This is a genomic window from Arthrobacter sp. fls2-241-R2A-172 (assembly GCF_030208885.1).
Classification (GTDB): Bacteria; Actinomycetota; Actinomycetes; order Actinomycetales; family Micrococcaceae; genus Arthrobacter.
Map to the genome: position 1 here is coordinate 92,286 of NZ_JARVTB010000016.1, position 20,906 is coordinate 113,191.

A 20,906-nucleotide genomic window follows, 5' to 3' on the forward strand; every position below is an offset into this window, starting at 1 on the left:
GAAAATCCGATAACAAGTTTAGTCGCGCTCGGGCGAGGTGTCGTCAGCATGTGACGATGCCCATGGACGCAACGGCCATAGACTGTTCCGGTGACTGGACTCATTAACGTTGTTGGCGCCGCTGTCGTGGACTCCCTGGAAGCACCCACCCGTCTTCTCGCTGCACGCCGCACAGCCCCTCCCCAGTTCGCAGGGATGTGGGAGTTCCCCGGTGGCAAGGTGGAAACGGGCGAAACGGCAGAGGCCGCACTGCACCGGGAACTCGCCGAAGAGCTGGGGGTTGAGGTTCGTTTGGGCCAGGAGCTTGAATCCGGAAAGAGCGCCGGGTGGACCCTCAACGAACGTGCATCCATGCGGGTATGGTTCGCGGAGCTGACCGCAGGGGAGCCCCGCCCACTGGAAGATCACGACGAACTGCGCTGGATGTCGTTGGAGGGCCTTGACGACGTTCTCGGACTTGCATGGATTCCGGCGGACCTGCCGATTGTCCAGGCCCTGCTTGATCGGGTGGCTGCCGACGAGTAAGCGACCTGTTCACAGCCCCGCAGGGCGCCTCAGAACAGCGGCTCTTGTCCCGGCAAGGGTGCGGCAGCTTTGGCCTCCGAAGGGGCTCCTGAACCATCGGTGGGGCGGGCATTGCGGTGGCTGAAACCGGAGCTTCCAGTGAAGCCGTGCTTGGCCTTGAAGAAACTGATCCTGCCTGCCAACCAGCTCCGGTATTCCTTCGATGCATAGGAACCCTGGCCGTACAGTCGCCGGTATTTGCCCACCAATTCCGGATGCTGGGCGGCGAGCCAATTCATATACCATTCCCTGGTCCCGGGTTTGAGGTACAGGGCCCCCGCGCTGACTCCCGTGGCACCCGCCTTGGCCAGTTCGGTGAACAAGGCATCGAGGGCTGCATCGGAATCCGTGAGCCACGGCAGAATGGGCATTGCCATGACCCCGCATCCCAGGCCGGCATCACGGAGTCGGGCTATGAGCTTCAACCGCGCACGGGGGGAGGGGGTCCCGGGCTCAATGAGCTCTGCGAGGTCTTCGTTGGTCATGGCAAGCGAGATGCCGAGGTCCACGGTAACCTGGGTTGCCGCATGCTTGAGCAGGGGGAGGTCCCGGGCCAGCAATGTGCCTTTGGTCAGGATGGAGAAGGGTGTTCCGGAGTCCGCCAGCGCCCGGATGATTCCCGGCATGAGCGCATACCGGCCTTCCGCCCTCTGGTAGGGGTCCGTGTTGGTGCCGAGGGCAACCTGGTGTCGCTGCCAGGAGGGCTTGGCCAACTCCTTGCGCAGGACCTCCGCAGCGTTGATCTTAACCACCACCTGCGAATCGAAGTCCCGGCCGGCGTCGAATTCCAGGTAGGTGTGGCTCTTGCGGGCAAAGCAGTAGACGCAGGCGTGGCTGCAGCCGCGATAGGGATTCACCGTCCACTCAAAGGGCATGGCCGAACCGGAAGGCACCTTGTTGAGCACTGACTTTGCGGTGACCTCATGGAAGGTGACTCCGGAGAATTCGGGTGTCGAGACGGAACGCACAAGCCCGGCAAGCGGCAGCAGGGCCTCCATGGCCGGGGCAGGCCCGGAAGGGATGTTGCCGCTGTTATCGGACGCCAACCCACGTGCCGGTGAAAGTGCTTGTGCGTCCCATCTCATGGTCTCTATTCGAAGGTATGTTCGAATAAATGTCAAGGCTTCCGCGCGCAGGCCATAGACGCGGATGGCGGGGTTGCTAGGGTTGGCCCATGATTCTCCTGACTGGCTTCGAACCCTTCGGCGAGGACACGGTCAATCCGTCGTGGCTCGCCGTGCAACGTGCCAGGGACATCCTCCGGAACGAGGGCCACGAGGTGGAAGCACTCGAACTGCCTTGCGTTTTTGGCGGGTCGGCGGACGCCCTGAACGCGGCCATGGATCGCCTGGTTCCTGACGTGGTGGTTTGCGTGGGCCTGGCAGGCGGGCGTGAGCGCGTATCGCTGGAACGTGTCGCCATCAATTGCGATGACGCCAGGATTCCGGACAACGCCGGCCAACGGCCCATAGACCAGGAAGTTGTCAAGGGCGGACCAGCTGCCTACTTCTCCAGCCTGCCGATCAAAGCAGCACTCCGGAACCTCCAGATCGCCGGCATCAAGGGCGAAGTCTCACAATCAGCCGGCACGTACGTCTGCAACCACGTCTTCTATGCGCTCATGCACGCACTGGCGACCAGGCCCGGGGTCCGCGGGGGCTTCATCCACGTCCCCTACCTTCCGGAGCAATTGCCACCGGTCGCTGCCACTCCGTCCATGCCCCTTGAAGTGATGGCCGAAGGCGTTACTTCGGTTGTCCGCACGGCGCTTGGAACCACAACGGACATACAGCTGCCCGCAGGAGCAATCCATTAAAGGAGTTCCCACTCCACCGTGACAGAAGCGGAGACTGACGATTCGCCGGCCTCCACCGGGAGCGCTTCCGTGGAAAAGGAGGCCCTGACCAGCCCGCCCAGGGGAATGGGGGAGCCGGGAACTGGTTGTTGGGAAATGGATCGAACGGCTCCAAGCCGCGCGCCTGCCAGGCCGGCGTACTGCTCCGCCCTGGCCAAGGCGTCCCGCCACGCCGCCTCCTGTGCCTCTGCGTTGATGGGAGCAGTATCCGCGAAGCCTTGCTCGATACCGTTGATTCTGATGTCGTCCCCACCCGCGGCAACTGCGGCAGCGATGGCAGCCGGGGCATCTGCCTGGGTGCGGATGCCCACCTGCAATGTGGTGGATGCGACGTAGGCGGTCACCTTTTGGCCCTGCCCTTCCACCCATGCGACGTCGGCACGGAGGTTCAAGCCACTCGTTCGCACGTCAACGCCGGCCACGCCGGCTTCATGCAAAGCCGAAGCGACAGCGGAAGCCGCCTTTCCGGCGTCGTGATATGCCTTTCCCGCAGTCTCCCGGCGGGTCTCCACGCCGAGAGTCAGCGTGACCAGGTCGGGGGCGGCCTTGGCGCTGCCGGTGCCGGTGACGGTGATGGTTCGCTTCATTCTCAAGCCTCGATTCGTTGGTCGGCTGGTCCGCCCTGCCGACGCTTGTGGTTGTCAACGTAGCCGCCGGCGGCGAGGCCGGCCTGGCGCTCAAAGAAGTTCATCGACGCCGGGTCTCCGCTGCGCAGCAGTGACCACCCGGCGGCGATCCCGTAGAAGGCGAAAAAGGGCAGGCCAAGGCAATACGCATACTGGGTGCTGTGCCGCTCCTCGTGCCCCAGGAGGGTGGCGTTGCTGCCTGCCAGGCCGTGGGGTGCCCGGTAAAGAATCACATTCCCCACGGTGAACGCTCCCGCATGGGGCAATTTCCAGCGGTACCCGGCAGCGATCACCAGGCCGCGGGGACCGTGCGACAGGCGGGAGCGCGACGCCACCGCCACCCCAAGTCCCAACGGCGTGGACAGGTTGATGACATTTGCGATCTGCCTCAGGCGCTGCGCGGGGGTCATGAAGCCATGCTAGACCCGTGGGTCCTGCGGAGGCCGGACGGGAGACAGGCGTTAAATCAGGTCCATGACGTTCAACTAGACTGGACGTTAGTGCCAGCCGTCCGCGGCGAGCACTGCCCTTTTTCGTTTTCCAGGCCAGCATTGCCGGCCGCTCCCTACTCGTAGCTAAGAACAGTAGATGACTGACACTTTGCCAGGCGCTGCCAGCCCGAATCCGCTGGATGAAGCCGCCATCACCGCCGCCGTCGAGGACGCGCTCGCAGCCATCGCGGCAGCTTCCTCCCTCGAAGAACTCAAGGCTGTCCGCCTCGCCCACACCGGCGAGAAGTCGCCCCTGAGCCTAGCCAACCGTGAAATTGGCGGCTTGGCCAAGGAACACAAAGCTGCTGCAGGCAAGCTCATGGGGTCCTCCCGCGGCCGGGTCAATCAGGCGCTCGCAGCCCGGACCGAGGTGTTGGAGGCAGAGAACGATGCCCGGATCCTCGTCGAGGAAACTGTGGATGTCACTGCCGCTCCGCGACGTCGCCGTGCCGGTGCACGCCACCCGTTGTCCACGCTTCAGGATCGCGTGTCGGACATCTTCGTGGGCATGGGTTGGGAAATCGCCGAAGGCCCCGAGGTCGAGTCGGAATGGTTCAACTTCGATGCCCTGAACTTCAAGCCGGACCACCCCGCCCGCGAAATGCAGGACACGTTCTTCGTGGAACCCCCCGAGGCGCACCTGCTCATGCGTACCCACACCTCGCCGGTGCAGGTCCGCTCCATGCTGGAACGCGAGGTGCCCATCTACGTGCTGTGCCCCGGCAAGGTATTCCGCACCGATGAACTCGATGCTACCCACACTCCTGTCTTCCACCAGTTCGAGGGCCTGGCGATCGACAAGGACCTCAGCATGGCGGACCTTCGCGGCACGTTGGAGCACTTCGCCCGGCAGATGTTCGGCGACGAAGCGTCCATCCGCCTGCGCCCCAACTATTTCCCGTTCACGGAACCGTCCGCGGAGTTGGACATCTGGCACCCCGGAGCAAAGGGCGGCCCACGTTGGATCGAATGGGGTGGCTGCGGCATGGTCAATCCCAACGTCCTCCGGGCGGCCGGCATCGATCCGGACATCTATTCAGGTTTTGCCTTCGGTATGGGCATTGAGCGCACGCTCATGTTCCGCAACGAGGTCGGCGATATGCGCGACATGATCGAAGGCGACGTACGTTTCAGCGAGCACTTCGGGATGGAGATCTAACAGTGCGTATCCCACTTTCCTGGCTGCGTGAATTCGCGCAGGTCCCGGCCGATGCAACGGCCGAAGACGTCATGGCTGACCTGGTCAAGGTCGGCTTTGAAGAAGAAGCAGTCCACCGTCCCACGGACGAACTCAGCGGCCCGATCGTCGTAGGCAAGGTCCTGAGCCTGGTCAAGGAACCGCAATCCAACGGCAAGACCATCAACTGGTGCCAGGTCCGCGTCGTTCCCGAAGGACAGGAGCAGACCCTCACCGGCAAGGGCATTGATCCTTCCGGCGTGCAGGGCATCATCTGCGGTGCGCACAACTTTGTTGAGGGCGACAAAGTGGTTGTCACCCTGCCAGGTGCTGTCCTGCCCGGGAACTTCCAGATTTCCGCGCGCAAGACCTACGGCCACCTCTCTGCCGGCATGATCGCTTCCGTCCGTGAACTGGGCATTGGCGATGACCACGATGGCATCCTGGTGCTGTCCAGCATTGGCTTGGATCCCGAAATCGGTACGGACGCCATGGAGCTGCTGGGCCTTTATGACCAGGCAGCGGAAATCAACGTCACCCCGGACCGCGGTTATGCGTTCTCCATCCGTGGTGTTGCCCGCGAGTACGCGCACGCCACCGGAACCTCGTTCGTGGATCCCGCATCCAAGGTCACTGCTCCGGAGACACTTCAGGGCGGCTATGGCGTCAAGCTCAACGATGACGCTCCGATCTACGGCAAGCCGGGCTGCGATCGCTTCGTGGCCAGGACAGTCCGTGGTGTGGACCCGTCGCGTCCCACCCCGCCGTGGATGTCTTCCCGCCTGCGCCTTGCCGGGGTCCGCAGCATCTCCTTGCCGGTGGATATTTCCAACTACGTGATGTTGGAACTCGGCCAGCCCAACCACTGCTACGACCTCGATAAGCTCACAGGCGACATCGTGGTCCGCAGGGCTGTTGCGGGGGAGAAGATCACCACCCTCGATGACAAGGAGCGCACGCTCGACGTCGAGGACCTGCTGATCACTAATGACTCCGGCGCCATTGGCATTGCCGGCGTGATGGGTGGCGCCCACACTGAGGTGTCGGACTCGACCACTAACATCCTGGTTGAAGCCGCTCACTTCGACGAGGTATCAATTGCCCGGTCGCGTCGCCGCCACAAGCTGCCGTCCGAAGCGTCCAAGCGCTTCGAGCGCGGGGTGGACTGGCACGTGGCCAACATTGCCGCCCAGCGCGTCGTGGACCTTTTGGTAGAGCTGGCCGGCGGTACGGCAGACGAGGCAGGGACCGACGTCGGAACCGCTCCTGACCCTGTGACCATCGAGCTGCCTGCTGAGTTCGCTGCTGCCCGGATCGGTATCGACTTCACCGACGAGCAGATCACAACTTCACTCGAGGATCTGGGCGGCGTGGTGGAGAAGACTGCCGCCGGCTACCGGGTGACTGCTCCGAGTTGGCGCAATGACCTCGAAACCAAGGAGGACCTCTCTGAGGAAATCGCACGGCTGATCGGCTACGACAACATCCCCTCCACCCTCCCGGTAGCGCCTCCGGGCCGTGGCTTGACCCGCAGCCAGCAGCAGAAGCGTCGTGTTGTCCAGGCTTTGGCTGATGCAGGGCTCACCGAGGTGCTGTCATACCCGTTCGTTTCCAAAGCCGCCAACGACACCTTCGGTGTTGCGGAGGAAGGCGCGGAACGTCCGGCGCTGAAGCTGGCAAACCCGATCAGCGAGGAGAACGGCTACCTCCGTACATCCATCCTGCCCGGCCTCATTGAGGTAGCACGCCGCAACCACTCACGCGGTTTCCGCGACCTGGCACTGTACGAGGCAGGTTCGGTCTTCCTCCCGGGGGACAAGCTTGGCACGGAGTCCATCCCGCCGTTGGGCGTCAAACCTTCAGATGAGGTGCTTGATGCGTTGTACGACGGCGTCCCGCACCAGCCGCTGCACGTCGCCGCCGTCCTGACCGGCCACGACTCGCCGGCTGCCGCGACGCACCAGCCCCGCGCCTGGGATTGGGCGGACGCCTTGGACGTTGCCCGCCTCATTTCCGACGTTCTTGGTGTTGAACTGGTTGTCAGCCAGGGTAGCCACCAGGCGTTCCACCCGGGGCGTGCCGCTGAGCTTTCCCTGCGTAACGGCGATGTTGTCGGTTACGCGGGAGAGCTCCACCCGAAGCTCCTGGCAGCACACGACATGCCTGCGCGATCTGTGGCTCTCGAAGTCAACGTCGAGGCATTGTTTGAAGCCGCTGCGGACGTGATTGTTGCCAAGCACATCTCCGGGTTCCCTGTTGCGACGCAGGACGTTGCGCTGGTGGTTCCGCAGGATGTACCCGCTGACCAGGTTTTGGCTGCCCTGCGCGAAGGCGCAGGTGAACTCCTCGAGGATGTCGCCTTGTTCGACGTTTACGTGGGTCCGGGCATCGAAGAGGGGAAGAAGTCGCTGGCCTTCGGACTGCGTTTCCGTGCCAACGACCGCACACTGACTGCCGACGAAGCGTCAGAAGCACGGGCCTCGGCTGTCGCAGTCGCCGCTGAACGCTTCGGTGCTGTCCAGCGCTGATCCCGCATTTGCACGCTAAATCCCCGGAACCTCCTCGGTTCCGGGGATTTTCGTTTTATTGAGATTCCACTCCCAGCATCTTGACAGACTATTCACACATGTATGACAGTTTTGTCATGCACATGTGAAACATGTGTATCACATCCCTCGCACGGCTCTCCAAGGGCCGTCCCTTGAAAGGTACCCATGAAAAAGCAGAACGTTGCTGTGCTTGTCGGGGCTGCGGTAATGGCTTTGACGTCCTCGCTTGGAGGATCTGCCATGGCGTCAGAGCCGACGCCGCAACCAGCGTCCGCCGAGGTCCAGCCCGTGTCCCACACCGTGGATAAATCCCAGACGTCCGGCTCCGCCGCGTCCCCGTTGGCCGACCGTTATTCCCTCGCCGCACCCACCAAGAATGGGGGCGCCTCCACGGATTCAGTCATCGGCGCTGATGGCCGGGTCCGTATCACCAACACCACGGCTGCACCCAACCGCTCCATCGTGCAGATTGAATTCAATGGCGGATACATCTGTTCCGGTTCCCTCATCTCCGACGACACCGTGCTGACGGCCGGGCACTGTGTCCACACGGGCGGCACGGGTTCCACGGCGGATTACTCCTGGGGCGTCAAAGTGGCCCCTGGCCGGAATGGATCGACGGATCCTTACGGTACCTGCGGTGCTACCCAACTCCTCACGGACCAGCGTTGGATCGACTCAGCCAACACCAACGCCGACTGGGGCGTCATTAAACTCGACTGCACCATTGGCAACACCACCGGGTGGCTCAATTACACCGGTACGACGGCCAGCCTGAACGGGACCACCGCAACAGTTCGCGGCTACCCGGGCGACAAGGCATTTGGAACCATGTGGTCCATGACGGGCACCATCGACAGTTCCGCAACCGAAAAGGTCTACTACAAGATGGACACCTTCGGCGGCCAGAGTGGAGCACCCGTATACAACAGCTCCAACACCATTGTCGCCATCCACACCAACGGTGGCAGCACCAACTCCGGTACCCGCATCACGCCCACCCTGGCGAATTACCTGACCTCGGTGAAGTGAGAAGCTACGGGAGCTCGACCGGGTGGGGCGAGAAGCGCGCGGCTCGGGCGTCGAGCTCATTGCCCTGTGGCTGGCTGAGGGAGGCGTAGAGTTCCGGCCGGCGCCCCCGTATCCACCGCCGGCCGGTTGAGAGAGGCACCAGGCCGAGGTCCAGCTCGGACGTAACGATTGCTTCGCCTGCACTCCAGGTTTCTGCGATGATTGCCCCATAGGGGTCGATGATCATGGCGTTACCCGTGCGGATCTCGTCATCATCAGGGCCGACACCGTTGCTGAAGATGATGAAAAGGCCGTTGTCGTGGGCGCGGGAAGGCAGCCAGCGCATGAGCCACCCGCGCCCGTGGGGTCCACGGAAGGCCGCTTCAATGGCTGCAGGATCTGCTGCACGGTTTTCCCACAAGGTGCTGGGAATGGGCTTCATTCCCCTGGGACTCCGGGAGTTGGTGCCACCGGTTTGATGAGGGGCCAGGAGCACTGTCGCGCCCAGTAGTGCTGTCGCCCGGACGTTTTCGACCAGGTTGTTGTCCCAGCAGATCAGGATTCCGGCTTTGACGCCCCAGGGGGTGTCAAAGACCGTGAACCGGGATCCGCTGTCGATCGCCTCGTGTTCAAAGGCATGGATCTTCCGGTGGGTGTGCCGTGCTCCGTCGGGGAGGCATACCGCGTATGAGTTGTAGAGTCTTCCGTCGCTGTCTGCCTCGAGATATCCGACGCCGATGCCTACGCCCAGCTCTTGGGCGAGGTTCTGGACGGCGAGGATGCTGGGGCCGCCCTCCGTTTCGGCAAGTTGGTGCAAGCGTTGGGGCGTGTGTCGTCGGAGGTGCCAGTAGCCGAGCAAGCACATTTCCGGGAACACGACCAGCTGCGATCCGTCCATGGCTGCAGCGGTGGCGAGCCGGCGAATGGTCTCGAGGTTGAGGTCCGGACGGTCCGGGATTGCTTCGAACTGAACGGCCGAGGCGCGAAGTGTTGGCCGTGAATTATCGGGCATGGGTTCTCCTTGGGTTTGTCCCTCCCATGCTTCTTGCGATGACCCATTCTGTCTAATGAAAACTTCGGCCTTATCCATTCTGTTTTGGAATGGATTTGTTGGGTGTCTGCGTGCCGCATCGCAGTATGTGAGCGGCACTGGTCCTGTCGATAGTGTTATGAAATGGAACTACGCCTTTTGCGGTCGTTTATCGCGGTTGCCGTGAACCAAAATTTCGGGGCTGCTGCCAAGGCGCTGTCCACAACCCAGCCCGCCCTGACCAAGCAGATCCAGGTCCTGGAACGGCAGGCAGGGACCACGCTGTTCACCCGGGGGCGCCACGGTGCAGCGCTGACGCCTGGCGGCGAGGCGTTGCTCGTCGACGCGGTCGACCTGGTGCGCAGGGCGGATGCCTTGGCCCGCCGCATGGAGCGGGTGGCAGCGGGGGCTGAAGGCGTGCTCAATGTCGGATTCGGGATGTCGACAATCGACGTAGCGCCCCAGACTGTCGCGGCTTTCCGTGCGCGGCACCCCGGAATCGACATCAAGCTCGAAGATATGTCCTCCTCCAGGCAGTTCGACGCACTCCGTGACGGCACGCTCAGCGTGGGGTTTGTGCGCATGCCTGCGCCGCAGGACATTGCCGCCCGGGTGATCCGGCGGGATCAGCTGGCGCTCGCCATCCCTGCCGGTGAGCCTGCTCCGGGGACCGATCGAAAGGGTCTGCGGGCTTGGCTCCAGGACCAGGGCCTGGTCCGCCTTGTCCCCGCCCGCGGGCCGGGATTGGCCGCTCAAACGAGCGAGTTGTTTATGGATTTGGGGTGCAGCCCCACCACGGTGTACGAAACGTCCGATCTCCTGACGGTCGTGGCCCTCGTAGCCGCCGGAGCGGGCCCTGCTGTGGTCCCCGCCAGCGCCTCGGCCATCATCCCCGACGGCGTGCAGTTGGTAAAGATCGATCTGGAGTCCGCGAGCTGGGACATTGGCATTGCCTGGCTTCGCGGGAGCACCAACCCGTTGCTTCCCTTGTTTCTGGAATCAATCAGGGGCGGGGAAAAGGTATGATCGACAACCTTGTCTTCGAGATGCGCCGGCTCGAGGACCAGCTGGCCTGTGATGAGCACCCACCGGACCCGGGACAACCGGCAAAGAGTCGGGCCTCCAGGTTTGCCAGCGCCAAGGACCGGGACGAATTCGTTGCGGCCCGGATTTCGCTGCAGCTGTTCGCTGCAACGCTCCTCAACGTGGAACCCCAGCAGCTCGTGGCGAACTATCACTGCCCGCAGTGCGGCCAAGGCCAGGACCACGGCCGTCCCGGGTTCCTGCTCGACGGCGGCCCCGCACCTATCGCGCTCAGCGCGTCCCGGGCGTCGGGCTGGGTGCTGCTGGCCGGCGTCGCCCATGCTCCCGAAGAACTACGGCTGGGAGTGGATCTTGAATCGACTGGCAAAGCAACCTTCGAAGGCTTCGACGACGTCGCGCTGACCGCAACCGAGAAAAGCTTCCTGTCCACCATCCCGGATCAGGAGCGAGATAGTCAGCGCGCGCGGCTGTGGGCGCGCAAAGAGGCTTGGCTGAAGATGACTGGGGAAGGCCTGCGGCACAACCCGGCAGAGTTGGATGTGCTGGAGCGCCGCGGTGTGCAGGACCTGGACATTGTCGGCGGCCGGGCGCTGCCGGACGGACTGGTGGCCGCCTTGGCGATCGGCTAACGCGGTGACGGCAGCGCGGGAAGTGCTGCCTCGTACAGCCACGGACGGAGAACGGCAGCGGCATCCAATCCCGGAATGAATGCGTTCGCGGCTACGATGAAGGCTTCCGTGGACACTGACCCGTGCCGGTTCTTGGCTGTCCAATGATGGAGGAAACCGAAGAACGCCTCGTCGCCGGCCGCCATTCGTATGGCGTGAACCGCCAAGGCCCCACGTTTGTAGACCCGGTCATCGAACATCAGCTCCGGGCCGGGGTCGCCAACCAGCAGGTCCTGCGGCCCGGCGTCGAGCCTCTTCCATGCCCCTGTAGCCCGCGCTGCAACAGTCATGGTCCCGGATTCCTCGGACCACAACCACTCGGCATAACAAGCGAAGCCTTCGTGCAGCCAGATGTCTTTCCAGCTGTCGACGGTGAGGGAGTTCCCGAACCACTGGTGGGAAAGTTCGTGGGCGATCAGCCGCTGGGATTCCCAGGCGTCGCGCATATGGTTGCGACCGAAAATGGAGACCGTTTGGGCTTCCAAGGGGATTTCCAGCTCGTCTTCGGTGACCACGGACGTGTAATCGGCGAATGGGTACGGTCCGAAGCAATCCTCGAAAGTCCGCATCATGTCCGGCTGGCGTTCCAGACCCCGCAGGGCGTCGGCTGCCATTTCGGGGGTAACGGCAACGAACTGGGGCACCCGGTGGTGGGTATCGTCGGCCTGCAAGGGAACCTTGGTGTAGCGGCCGATCTGCACGGTAGCCAGGTACGTCGCCATCGGCTCGGACTGCTCGTAGACCCAGGTTTCCCTGCTGGACTTCCGGGAGTGCGATACGAGCCGCCCATTGCATACCGGACGGTAGTTGTCATCGGTGGTCACCGAGATGAGGAAGCTCGACTTGTAGCGGGGGTGGTCGTTGCAGGGGAACCAGGATGCTGCGCCGTTCGGCTGGCCGGCCACCAGTACGCCGTCGTTCAATTCCTCCCAGCCAACATCTCCCCACAATCCACGGCGGGGTTGCGGATTGCCGTCGTAGCGGATCTCGAGTGAGAACTGTTGGCCGGGCCTGAGCGCGGACGGGGCGGCCAGGACCAGGTGCTGGGCCCTGTGGCTGAATTTCTGGAGTTTCTTGCCGTCCAGCTGGACCTTGGTGGCCCGCAATCCCACCAGGTCCAGGACTATCTGCGCTGTCTGTTCCAATGCCGTGCACCGCAGGACCGCCTTGCCGATCAGCTTGTTGCTGCCCAGCCTGACGTCGAGGTCCAACTCATACCGGTCCACACGGTAGCTGGTGCTGCCGTGGTCCAGGGTGTAGGGGTCGGCTTCGGTCATGGGGGTGGTGATGGGTGCGGTCATGATCTGCCCAATCTACTTGAGACGGGGCGCTTGTGCAGACGGACCCACCCATGGGCTCACCGGGTTGCCCATCCAGTACGTCCCGGCAGGGACAGTTTCGCCACGCATGACCAACGACGCCGGACCTACGGTTCCACCGTCGCCGATGCTGGCCGCAGGGAGGATGACGCCGTGGGGGCCCATGGTGGCTCCGTTCCCGAGCGTCACGGTGTCCAGGCTCATGACGCGGTCGTGGAACAGATGTGTCTGGACCACGCAGCCGCGGTTGACGGTGGAGTTCTCGCCAAGTGTCACGAGGTCGGCTTCGGGGAGCCAGTAGCTTTCACACCAGGTACCGCGGCCGATCGTGGCGCCGAGCCCGCGCAGCCACCACACCAGGGCGGGCGTGCCCGCAGCGGACCTGGCGAACCACGGCGCACTGACCATTTCGATAAACGTATCCACAACCTCGTTGCGCCAAATAAACGAACTCCACAGGGGGTGCTCGCCGGCGCGAATGGTTCCCACCAGGACCCACTTGGCGACGATGGCGCTGAGTGCTGCGACGCCTCCGGCTGCCAACATCACGACGCCGCCGAGGATCGCCGCGATCCAGTAGCCCCATCCACGGGCCAGCCAATCGAAGACCAGCATGACGCCGACGGCGATGGCAACAGTCAGGATGACAGGAACCAAACGGCACAATTCCCACAGTGCACGCGCGATTTTGAGCTTAAGGGGCGGCTGGAATGTCCGTGTCTGGTCGGCGTCGACGGCGGTGCGGCGCAACCTGACCGGGGGACTGCCCAGCCACGACGTGCCCGACTTCGCCTTGGCAGGGGTGGCCGACAGGACGGCCACGAGGGAATTCTTTGGTACATTCCGCCCGGCGGCCGTCATGCCGGAGTTACCGAGGAATGACCGTTTTCCGATCTTGGCCGGAGCGATTTTCATCCAACCACCGCCCAGTTCGTAGGACGCCACCATGGTGTCGTCAGCCAGGAACGCGCCGTCGCCGATGGTCGTCATCCTGGGCACCAGCAGCACCGTGGAGGCTTCCACGTTCTTGCCCACCTTGGCTCCGAGCAAGCGCAGCCAAACAGGCGTGAACAGGCTGGCATAGACGGGGAAGAGGAGGTCACGTGCCATGTCCAGCAGACGTTCCGTGGCCCACACCTGCCAGCCGATCCGGCTGCGGACACGGTAATACCCCTCTTTGAGTCCGAGGCCAAGGAGCCGGGCAACAACGAGGATGAGGACCAGGTTCCCGAAGAACCACGCCAACGCCGCCAGTGGGAGTGCCAGGGCTATCTGGGGGAGTGCGGTCTCCAACGAATCGTGGCCTTGGATGAACGCCATAAAGACCATCGCAGCAGCGAAGGCGGAGATGTACGGGATCAGGGCCAGAAGCGCCGAAGCGCTGGCAAAGGCTGTGAACCATAGCCGGTCCACAGCGGAAGGATGGCCCGACGACTCAGGCCAGTCGTGCTTTGCCTTGCCGCGTCGTTCGGCCGGGGATCCAGCCACGAAGTGCCCGGCCTTCACTTTGCCCAGCACTGCGGATCCGGCGTCGACGTGTGCGCCCGCACCAATGGTGGCGCCGGGCATGAGGGTGCTTCGTGCACCGACGACGGCACCGGCTCCCACGTGTATCTGGCCGATGTGCACCGAGTCGCCATCCACCCACCATCCGGAAAGATCGACTTCCGGCTCGATGTTGGCGCCGCTGCCCAATGACAGCAAACCTGTGACAGGCGGCAGGGAATGCAGGTGCACATCCCGGCCGATCCTGGCACCCAGGGCGCGCGCGTAGTAGGGGACAAATGGGGCGCTGGCGAGGCCGATGGCCCCGGAGAGGTCTTGTATTTGTTCGGCGAGCCACAACCGAAGGTGGGTATTGCCGGACCTGGGGTAGGTGCCAGGCTCGATCTTGCCGAGCAGCACGCGTGCCGCTATTACCGAAATGGTCATACGGCCCAGCGGGCTGACGAAGACCAGCCAGGATGCCGCGATCCACCACCAGGACACCACAGGAGCTGCGGCGAATCCGGCAAAGTCTGCCAGTAACCTGTTCGCGGCCATCAGGTAGGTGAGCCAACGCATTCCCACCAGGATGTGAAGGGGCACGCCCATGAGGACCTGGAAGATCTGCGACTTCAAGGCTGTGGGACGCACGGTGCGCTCGACAGGCGGACCTGCCGTACCGCCGTCGGGCAGTGATTGCCGGGCGGCATCGATCAGGGCTCCGACACGCGGGGTCGCGTAGATGTCAGCGACAGTGATGGTGGGGTACCGGACCCGGAGGGCAGAGACGAGCTGGGCTGCGGCCAGAGACCCGCCGCCGTAGGCGAAGAAATCCGCGTCGAGGGAGCTCACGGGACTGCCCAGCACCGACTCCCACTGGTCCACCACCCAACGGGCGTCGTCGGGTAGGTTCAGGGGCGCGTTGTTGGCCTCAGCAGCGCTGGTCCCCGCAAGCGGCCAGGGGAGGGCATGCCGGTCCACCTTTCCGCTGGTCTTGGTGGGCAGCGAATCCACCACGGTGAGCAGGGGGATCAATGCTGCCGGAAGGCTTTCGCCCAGCAGGCGGCGGGCCTGCTCCAGATTTAGCTGGTGGCCGTCAACGGGGGCGAGATAGCCCACCAGGATCTGGTTGCCGGCAGCAGTGGTCTGAACTGCGGCGGCGGCGCCGGCAACTCCCGGGAGTGCCTGCAGCGCCGCGTCCACCTCGCCCAGTTCGATGCGCCGTCCACCCAGCTTGACCTGTTCGTCGGCGCGACCCATGAAGATCAGGCCCTCCGGTTCGAAGCGGACGAGGTCCCCGGAACGGTAGGCACGGTCCCAAGCCAGCGTGGCCATGGGTGCATACTTCTCGGCATCCTTGGCGGGATCGAGATAGCGTGCCAGCCCGACGCCGCCGATGATCAGTTCACCGATCCCGCCTTCCGCGACCGGGACACCATCAGAATCGACGACGGCGAGGTCCCAGCCGTCCAACGGCAGCCCGATCCGAACCGGGCCGGGTCGGCCCAACGGTGCGGCGCAGGCGACGACGGTGGCCTCGGTGGGTCCGTAAGTGTTCCATACTTCGCGGCCATCGACGGCGAGCCGTTCGGCCAGCTCCGGCGGGCATGCCTCGCCGCCGAAGATGAGGAGGCGGACGTTTTCGAGGGACTCTGCCGGCCACAACGCAGCAAGGGTGGGCACCGTGGAAACCACGGTGATGCCGTGGTTGATCAGCCAGGGACCCAGGTCCATGCCGGTCCGCACCAACGCCCGCGGAGCCGGGACGAGGCAGGCACCGTGGCGCCAGGCGAGCCACATCTCTTCGCAGGAAGCATCGAAGGCTACCGACAGGCCCGCCAGCACTCTGTCCTGGGGACCGATGGGATCGGCTTGAAGGAAAATCTGTGCTTCAGCGTCAACAAAGGCGGCGGAAGATCGATGTTTAACTGCAACACCCTTGGGCGTACCAGTGGATCCCGAGGTGAAGATGATCCAGGAGTCGTCATCCAGCCCCGGTTTTGAAGGCTCCGATACAGGCTCGCGTGCGGCACCGGCGGCTCGGATATCAAGTCCCGCCCCTACCACCGCGGCAACCTTGGCTTCCCCGAACACGAGGCGTGCCCGTTCCTCGGGATCGTCGGCATCAACCGGAACGTACGCGGCGCCGGCCATGAGGATTCCCAGGATGGCGATATACAACTCGTTGGTGCCGGAAGGGATGCGGATGCCGATCTTGTCACCACGACCCAGGCCCGCAGCGTTCAATCGTGCGGCGAAGGCCCTGACCGCCCTGAGGAGTTCGGTGTAGCTGAGTGATTTTTGCCCGTCATCCAAAGCCGAAGCCTCGGGGAAGGACGCTGTGGTCTCTTCCAGGATGTCCACCAGCGTGCGCTCGGCTGGCGCAGCGGTGCCGCCCGGAAACTGGGGGCGGTAGGTGGTCAGGGCGGGTGCCGGCCCGGCCCCCACGGGATGTTCTGTGCTCACAGGCCTAGCTTTGCGCAGAAAGGTGAACAAAAGGTGTCTGACGTTTCCTGTTCGTCACATTTTCTTGCACCACTGTTTGCCTGTAGGTCGCCAGTTGTTCGGGAGCCGGGCTTTGGAGTTACGGCAGAAGCAGGACTTTGCCGGTGGTCCGGCGGCCTTCCAGGTCACGGTGGGCCTGGGCAGCTTCGGCCAAGGGGTAGGTTGCGCCGACCCTGACCGAGAGCGTTCCGTTGGCGGCGGCGTCGAAAATTTCGGCCGAGCGCCACCGGCGCTCGTGTGTATTCTGCACGAAGTGGGCCATGGTTGGCCTGGTCAAGGTCAAGGAGCCTCCGGCGTTCAGGCGCTGGGGATCGAATGGCGGCACCGGCCCGGAAGCGGCACCAAAGAGCACCATGGCTCCCCGGATGCGCAGGCTTTTGAGGGATTCGTCAAAGGTGTCTTTACCGACCCCGTCGTACACCACGTTGACGCCTTCGCCGTCGGTCAGTTCACGGACCTTGTGGGCGAAACCGTCGTAGCGGAGGACCTCGTCAGCTCCGGCCAGCCTGGACAGCTCGGCCTTTTCGTCGGAGGAGACGGTGGTAAGCACGCGTGCCCCGCGGGCCTTCAACAGCTGGGTCAGCAGGAGGCCAACGCCTCCGGCCCCCGCGTGCAGCAGGACGGTGTGTCCCGGCTCCACCCGGAAGGAGGAGTTCATCAGGTAATGCGCTGTGATCCCTTGCAGCGGAAGGGCAGCTGCAGTGTGGTCGTCGACGCCGTCCGGAACCGGAAGCGCTTTCGCTGCATCCACGAGAGTGTAGTCGGCGTAGGTGCGGGACCCTTCAGCCGTGGCAATACGGTCGCCAACGGCAATGTCCTCCACGCCCTCACCCACCGCCTCCACCGTGCCGGCGGCTTCTGCGCCGGGGGTGAAGGGGTAGTCAACCTTGTAGGTTCCGTTGCGCTGATAGGTTTCGATGAAGTTCACCCCGGCAGCTGCGACCTTGATCAGCAACTGGCCGGGACCGGGGGCTGGTGCTTCCACGGAGGCGTATTCGAGGACTTCAGGTCCTCCGGGCTGCTTTGCGACAATGGCGTGCGTCATGGTGGCTCCTCACTCCGGGGCGGTCCTTCCGGTGCCCGGTTTCAGAATCCATCCTAGGGAGGTTGGGGCCTCCCATGTCGAACGGCTAGCGGCGTCCGTGCGTCGAAGCCACGGGACAGTCGAAGCCGCGGCCTGCTGCGAGGCCCACCTCGTTGAGGTAGCTGACCACGATCCCGTACGACTGCATGAGCGTGGTTTCGGTGTAGGGGATCGAGTGCTTGGCGCAGAATTCCTTCACGATGCCGGCGGCCTTGTGAAGGTGCGGACGTGCCATGTCCGGGAACAAGTGGTGCTCTACCTGCCGGTTGAGTCCGCCCAAGAGGAAGTCCATGAAGCGACCGCCGGAGATGTTGCGGGAGGTCAGGATCTGGCGGTTAAGGAAGTCCACGCGGCTGTCCTTGGGAAGCACGGGCATGCCCTTATGGTTGGGGGCGAAGGATGCGCCCATGTAGAAGCCGTAAACCATGATCTGGACGCCGAGGAAAGCGAACGCCATTCCGATGGGCAGGAAGGTGAAAGCCAGCACCGGCAACGCCGTCAGGCGTGCCACGAGGATGGGGGTTTCCACCCAGCGGTGCCGGACCTTCTGCTTGCCGAAGACAAAGCGGATGGAATCGAACTGCAGGCTCAGGCCAAGCAAGGTCAACAGCGGGAAGAAGAACCAGCCTTGCCGGCGCGTGAGGAATGCCAGGCGGCCCTTGCGCTCGGCCGCGGCGTCCTCGTAGAACACCAATGCGTTGTTCCGGATGTCGGGGTCCTTGGAAATGACGTTGGGGTGATTGTGGTGGGCGCCGTGTTTCTGTTCCCACCATGAGTAGCTGATGCCCGCAACGCCAGTGGCCAGGAGACGCGCCGACCAATCGTTGGCGCGGCGTGAGGCAAAGATCTGCTTGTGTCCGGCTTCGTGGGCCAGGAAGCTCAACTGCGTGCAGAGAATGCCGACGGCCGCGGCAATGAGGAGCTGGTACCAGGATTCGCCAATGAGGGCGAAGCCGAGCCAGGTGCCGGCCATGAGCAGTATCAGGGCTACGAAAACCCAGATATAGAAGCCGCTGCGGCGCTCGAGGAGTCCTGCGGACTTGACGCTCTTGAGGAGCTCTGAGTAGCTCTGAACGACGGGATTTGGCTGAATTGCGCGTGCTTTGGGGCGCTCAGCGGTGGACGTGGGTGCCATTTATATGCCCCGTATCACTAACGGGCAACGCTGCAGCCGACGTTCGGACTGCACGGTCTGGATCACCCTCCACTAAGCATACGCGCAATGTCCTAACAAATGTGCCAGCTCACATTAGGCATGCATAAATATCGGACAGCATGAATATTCTTGCTGTATAGTGGAGTCATGACTATTTCTGTTGCCGTCTCCGGTGCCAGCGGCTACGCCGGGGGAGAAGTGCTGCGCTTGCTCGCGGGCCATCCGAACGTCACCATCGGTGCGATCACGGCGCACAGCAACGCCGGTTCCAGACTAGGGGAGTTGCAGCCGCATCTCCATGGTTTGGCCAGCCGGATCCTTGAAGACACCACGGTGGAAAACCTGTCCGGCCACGATGTGGTGTTCCTGGCCCTTCCCCATGGCGCTTCCGCAGAGATCGCAGCCCAGTTGCCCGAAGGCACCGTAGTGATCGACGCCGGCGCGGACCACCGCCTCCAGGACGCCGCGGCGTGGGAAAAGTTCTACGGCTCGGACCACGCGGGCACCTGGCCTTACGGCCTGCCGGAACTGCCGGGGCAGCGTGAGGCGCTCAAGGGCGCCACCCGCATCGCAGTCCCGGGCTGCTACCCGACGTCGGCCCTGCTCGCCTTGACGCCCGGGTTTGCCAAAAATCTCCTCCTGACGGACGACGTCGTCATTGTCGCCGCCTCAGGCACCTCGGGCGCCGGCAAGGCAGCCAAAGTCAACCTCATTGGCAGTGAAGTCATGGGTTCCATGAGCCCGTATGGCGTGGGCGGCGGTCATCGCCACACGCCGGAAATCGAACAGGGCCTGTCCAATGCCGCGGGCGAGCCGGTCACGGTGTCCTTCACGCCCACCCTCGCCCCGATGAGCAGGGGCATCCTTACGACGGCGACAGCAAAGGCCGGGCACGGCGTGACGTACGCCGAACTCCGGCAGGCATGGGCAGATGCCTACGACGACGAGCCGTTCGTCCACCTGCTGCCAGAGGGCCAGTGGCCCACCACCAAATCGGTGCAGGGTTCCAACCATGCCGTCATGCAACTGGCGTTTGACCAGCACACAGGCCGCGTGATCGTGACCTGCGCTATCGACAATCTCACCAAGGGGACCGCCGGCGGCGCCGTGCAGTCCATGAACATTGCCCTCGGCCTGGATGAAACCGCCGGCCTGAACCTGCAGGGAGTAGCACCGTGACCATTACCGCCCCCAAGGGATTCCGCGCCGCTGGCGTCACAGCCGGCATCAAGGCATCAGGCAACCCGGACCTCGCCCTGGTCGTCAACGACGGACCGTCGAAGGCAGCCGCTGCTGTGTTCACCTCCAACCGCGTAGCGGCCGCTCCCGTGCACTGGTCCCGCCAGGTGGTCAGCGACGGCCGTGTGGACGCCGTCGTTCTGAACTCCGGGGGTGCCAACGCCTGCACCGGACCGCAGGGTTTCCAGAACACCCACGCAACCGCGGAGAAAGTGGCTGACGTGCTGGGAGTCTCAGCTTCCGACGTCGTGGTTTGCTCTACTGGCCTGATCGGCGAGCAACTGCCCATGGACAAAATCCTCCCGGGCGTCGAAGCGGCCGCCAAGGAGCTCAGCGAGGACGGCGGTCCCGCTGCGGCCACGGCCATCATGACCACGGACAGCGTTTCCAAGGAAGCGGTTTTCACGGGAACCGATGCTGAAGGCAAGCAGTTCACCGTGGGTGGCATTGCCAAGGGTGCCGGCATGTTGGCACCAGGCTTGGCCACCATGCTGGTGGTCCTGACTACGGACGCCGAGGTGCCTGCTGACGAGCTCGACGTCGTCCTCCGCGACGCAACGCGCGTCACCTTTGACCGTGCCGACTCGGACGGCTGTATGTCCACGAACGACACTGTGGTGCTGCTGGCATCCGGGGCCTCCGAAGCCCTGCCTTCCACCGAGCAGTTGAGCGAAGCCGTGACTCGGGTCTGCGCCGAACTGGCCCGCAAGCTCATCGGCGACGCCGAGGGCGCCAGCCACGACATCGCCATCCGCACCTTCAACGCTGCCAGCGAACGGGACGCCGAAACCGTCAGCCGGTCCGTTGCCCGGTCCAACCTTTTCAAGGCCGCCATCTTTGGCAAGGACCCCAACTGGGGCCGTGTCCTCTCCGCTGTGGGAACAACGGACGCCGTGTTCGAAGCCGATCAACTCAACGTCGCCATGAACGGCGTCCAGATCTGCCGCAACGGCAGCATCGGCGAGGACCGCAACCTGGTGGACCTTGAGCCGCGCGAAGTGCTGGTCGAAATCGACCTGCAGGCCGGCGACGCCGAGGCGACAATCTGGACCAATGACCTCACGCACGATTACGTGCATGAGAACAGCGCCTACTCAAGCTGA

Annotated in this window: 17 protein-coding genes; 9 read left to right on the plus strand and 8 right to left on the minus strand. The window is 63.8% G+C overall.

Annotation, left to right across the window (positions count from 1 at the left end; translation table 11 throughout):
- Window positions 1-90 precede the first annotated feature (90 nt).
- Window positions 91-525 carry a (deoxy)nucleoside triphosphate pyrophosphohydrolase gene (locus QRM57_RS19355; RefSeq protein ID WP_284987800.1) on the plus strand — a complete coding sequence of 145 codons (435 nt, stop codon included), beginning with the start codon at window positions 91-93 and terminating at the stop codon, window positions 523-525.
- 29 nt (window positions 526-554) lie between these two features.
- Here the strand turns inward: QRM57_RS19355 and QRM57_RS19360 are convergent, their stop codons facing one another.
- Window positions 555-1,649, minus strand: a complete 1,095-nt coding sequence (locus QRM57_RS19360; protein WP_284987801.1) for an Rv2578c family radical SAM protein — start codon at window positions 1,647-1,649, stop codon at window positions 555-557.
- Between the two features lie 89 nt (window positions 1,650-1,738).
- Between QRM57_RS19360 and pcp the strand changes: the two genes are divergently transcribed.
- A complete protein-coding gene (gene pcp / locus QRM57_RS19365) occupies window positions 1,739-2,380 on the plus strand; it encodes a pyroglutamyl-peptidase I (protein ID WP_284987802.1) in 642 nt (213 codons plus the stop codon).
- On the opposite strand, the gene QRM57_RS19370 is transcribed toward pcp, so the two are convergent.
- On the minus strand, window positions 2,377-3,006 hold the full coding sequence (locus tag QRM57_RS19370; protein WP_284987803.1) for an SIMPL domain-containing protein: 630 nt from the start codon (window positions 3,004-3,006) through the stop codon (window positions 2,377-2,379). The two genes, pcp and QRM57_RS19370, sit on opposite strands and share 4 nt — an antisense overlap.
- Window positions 3,007-3,008: 2 nt before the next feature.
- On the minus strand, window positions 3,009-3,455 hold the full coding sequence (locus QRM57_RS19375) for a hypothetical protein (RefSeq protein ID WP_257371086.1): 447 nt from the start codon (window positions 3,453-3,455) through the stop codon (window positions 3,009-3,011).
- Window positions 3,456-3,633: 178 nt separating this feature from the next.
- On the opposite strand from QRM57_RS19375, the gene pheS reads away from it, so the two are divergent.
- The 3 genes from pheS to QRM57_RS19390 all read left to right on the plus strand — a co-directional run bounded on the left by pheS (window position 3,634) and on the right by QRM57_RS19390 (window position 8,294).
- Window positions 3,634-4,695: a phenylalanine--tRNA ligase subunit alpha gene (gene pheS, locus QRM57_RS19380; RefSeq protein WP_235521858.1), complete on the plus strand. Its 1,062-nt coding sequence runs from the start codon at window positions 3,634-3,636 to the stop codon at window positions 4,693-4,695.
- Window positions 4,696-4,697: 2 nt separating this feature from the next.
- Window positions 4,698-7,241 carry a phenylalanine--tRNA ligase subunit beta gene (gene pheT, locus QRM57_RS19385; protein WP_284987804.1) on the plus strand — a complete coding sequence of 848 codons (2,544 nt, stop codon included), beginning with the start codon at window positions 4,698-4,700 and terminating at the stop codon, window positions 7,239-7,241.
- A 186-nt stretch (window positions 7,242-7,427) separates the two neighbouring features.
- A complete protein-coding gene (locus tag QRM57_RS19390) occupies window positions 7,428-8,294 on the plus strand; it encodes a trypsin-like serine peptidase (protein ID WP_284987805.1) in 867 nt (288 codons plus the stop codon).
- 4 nt (window positions 8,295-8,298) lie between these two features.
- On the opposite strand, the gene QRM57_RS19395 is transcribed toward QRM57_RS19390, so the two are convergent.
- Entirely contained in the window at window positions 8,299-9,285 is a 987-nt protein-coding gene (locus QRM57_RS19395; RefSeq protein ID WP_284987806.1) for a nitrilase family protein, read from the minus strand.
- A gap of 162 nt (window positions 9,286-9,447) precedes the next feature.
- Here QRM57_RS19395 and QRM57_RS19400 point away from each other — a divergent pair, with 162 nt between their 5' ends.
- Together QRM57_RS19400 and QRM57_RS19405 are read left to right on the plus strand one after the other, a co-directional pair.
- Complete coding sequence (locus QRM57_RS19400) at window positions 9,448-10,329, plus strand: LysR family transcriptional regulator (RefSeq protein ID WP_284987807.1); 882 nt, start codon at window positions 9,448-9,450, stop codon at window positions 10,327-10,329.
- Window positions 10,326-10,976, plus strand: coding sequence for a 4'-phosphopantetheinyl transferase family protein (locus QRM57_RS19405; protein ID WP_284987808.1), 651 nt, complete (start codon window positions 10,326-10,328; stop codon window positions 10,974-10,976). Before QRM57_RS19400 ends, QRM57_RS19405 begins: the two co-directional genes overlap by 4 nt.
- On the opposite strand, the gene QRM57_RS19410 is transcribed toward QRM57_RS19405, so the two are convergent.
- The 4 genes from QRM57_RS19410 to QRM57_RS19425 all read right to left on the minus strand — a co-directional run bounded on the left by QRM57_RS19410 (window position 10,973) and on the right by QRM57_RS19425 (window position 18,543).
- Window positions 10,973-12,316, minus strand: a complete 1,344-nt coding sequence (locus QRM57_RS19410; RefSeq protein WP_284987809.1) for a M1 family metallopeptidase — start codon at window positions 12,314-12,316, stop codon at window positions 10,973-10,975. The two genes, QRM57_RS19405 and QRM57_RS19410, sit on opposite strands and share 4 nt — an antisense overlap.
- Before the next feature lie 12 nt (window positions 12,317-12,328).
- Window positions 12,329-16,285 carry a Pls/PosA family non-ribosomal peptide synthetase gene (locus QRM57_RS19415; RefSeq protein ID WP_284987810.1) on the minus strand — a complete coding sequence of 1,319 codons (3,957 nt, stop codon included), beginning with the start codon at window positions 16,283-16,285 and terminating at the stop codon, window positions 12,329-12,331.
- Window positions 16,286-16,403: 118 nt separating this feature from the next.
- A complete protein-coding gene (locus QRM57_RS19420; protein ID WP_257371078.1) occupies window positions 16,404-17,369 on the minus strand; it encodes a quinone oxidoreductase family protein in 966 nt (321 codons plus the stop codon).
- 85 nt (window positions 17,370-17,454) lie between these two features.
- Complete coding sequence (locus tag QRM57_RS19425) at window positions 17,455-18,543, minus strand: fatty acid desaturase family protein (RefSeq protein ID WP_235521867.1); 1,089 nt, start codon at window positions 18,541-18,543, stop codon at window positions 17,455-17,457.
- A 168-nt stretch (window positions 18,544-18,711) separates the two neighbouring features.
- Between QRM57_RS19425 and argC the strand changes: the two genes are divergently transcribed.
- Both argC and argJ read left to right on the plus strand, forming a co-directional pair.
- Entirely contained in the window at window positions 18,712-19,743 is a 1,032-nt protein-coding gene (argC, locus tag QRM57_RS19430; protein ID WP_235521868.1) for an N-acetyl-gamma-glutamyl-phosphate reductase, read from the plus strand.
- Complete coding sequence (gene argJ, locus QRM57_RS19435) at window positions 19,740-20,906, plus strand: bifunctional glutamate N-acetyltransferase/amino-acid acetyltransferase ArgJ (RefSeq protein ID WP_257371076.1); 1,167 nt, start codon at window positions 19,740-19,742, stop codon at window positions 20,904-20,906. Before argC ends, argJ begins: the two co-directional genes overlap by 4 nt.

What these genes read in the sequence shown, in the direction of transcription:
- QRM57_RS19410 (WP_284987809.1), bottom strand. Translation starts at nt 12,316, where the DNA reads ATGACCGCACCCATCACCACCCCCATGACCGAAGCCGACCCCTACACC.
- QRM57_RS19400 (WP_284987807.1), top strand. Translation starts at nt 9,448, where the DNA reads ATGGAACTACGCCTTTTGCGGTCGTTTATCGCGGTTGCCGTGAACCAA.
- pcp (WP_284987802.1), top strand. Translation starts at nt 1,739, where the DNA reads ATGATTCTCCTGACTGGCTTCGAACCCTTCGGCGAGGACACGGTCAAT.
- pheS (WP_235521858.1), top strand. Translation starts at nt 3,634, where the DNA reads ATGACTGACACTTTGCCAGGCGCTGCCAGCCCGAATCCGCTGGATGAA.
- QRM57_RS19375 (WP_257371086.1), bottom strand. Translation starts at nt 3,455, where the DNA reads ATGACCCCCGCGCAGCGCCTGAGGCAGATCGCAAATGTCATCAACCTG.
- QRM57_RS19390 (WP_284987805.1), top strand. Translation starts at nt 7,428, where the DNA reads ATGAAAAAGCAGAACGTTGCTGTGCTTGTCGGGGCTGCGGTAATGGCT.
- QRM57_RS19360 (WP_284987801.1), bottom strand. Translation starts at nt 1,649, where the DNA reads ATGAGATGGGACGCACAAGCACTTTCACCGGCACGTGGGTTGGCGTCC.
- QRM57_RS19370 (WP_284987803.1), bottom strand. Translation starts at nt 3,006, where the DNA reads ATGAAGCGAACCATCACCGTCACCGGCACCGGCAGCGCCAAGGCCGCC.
- argC (WP_235521868.1), top strand. Translation starts at nt 18,712, where the DNA reads ATGACTATTTCTGTTGCCGTCTCCGGTGCCAGCGGCTACGCCGGGGGA.
- QRM57_RS19425 (WP_235521867.1), bottom strand. Translation starts at nt 18,543, where the DNA reads ATGGCACCCACGTCCACCGCTGAGCGCCCCAAAGCACGCGCAATTCAG.
- QRM57_RS19395 (WP_284987806.1), bottom strand. Translation starts at nt 9,285, where the DNA reads ATGCCCGATAATTCACGGCCAACACTTCGCGCCTCGGCCGTTCAGTTC.
- QRM57_RS19420 (WP_257371078.1), bottom strand. Translation starts at nt 17,369, where the DNA reads ATGACGCACGCCATTGTCGCAAAGCAGCCCGGAGGACCTGAAGTCCTC.
- QRM57_RS19405 (WP_284987808.1), top strand. Translation starts at nt 10,326, where the DNA reads ATGATCGACAACCTTGTCTTCGAGATGCGCCGGCTCGAGGACCAGCTG.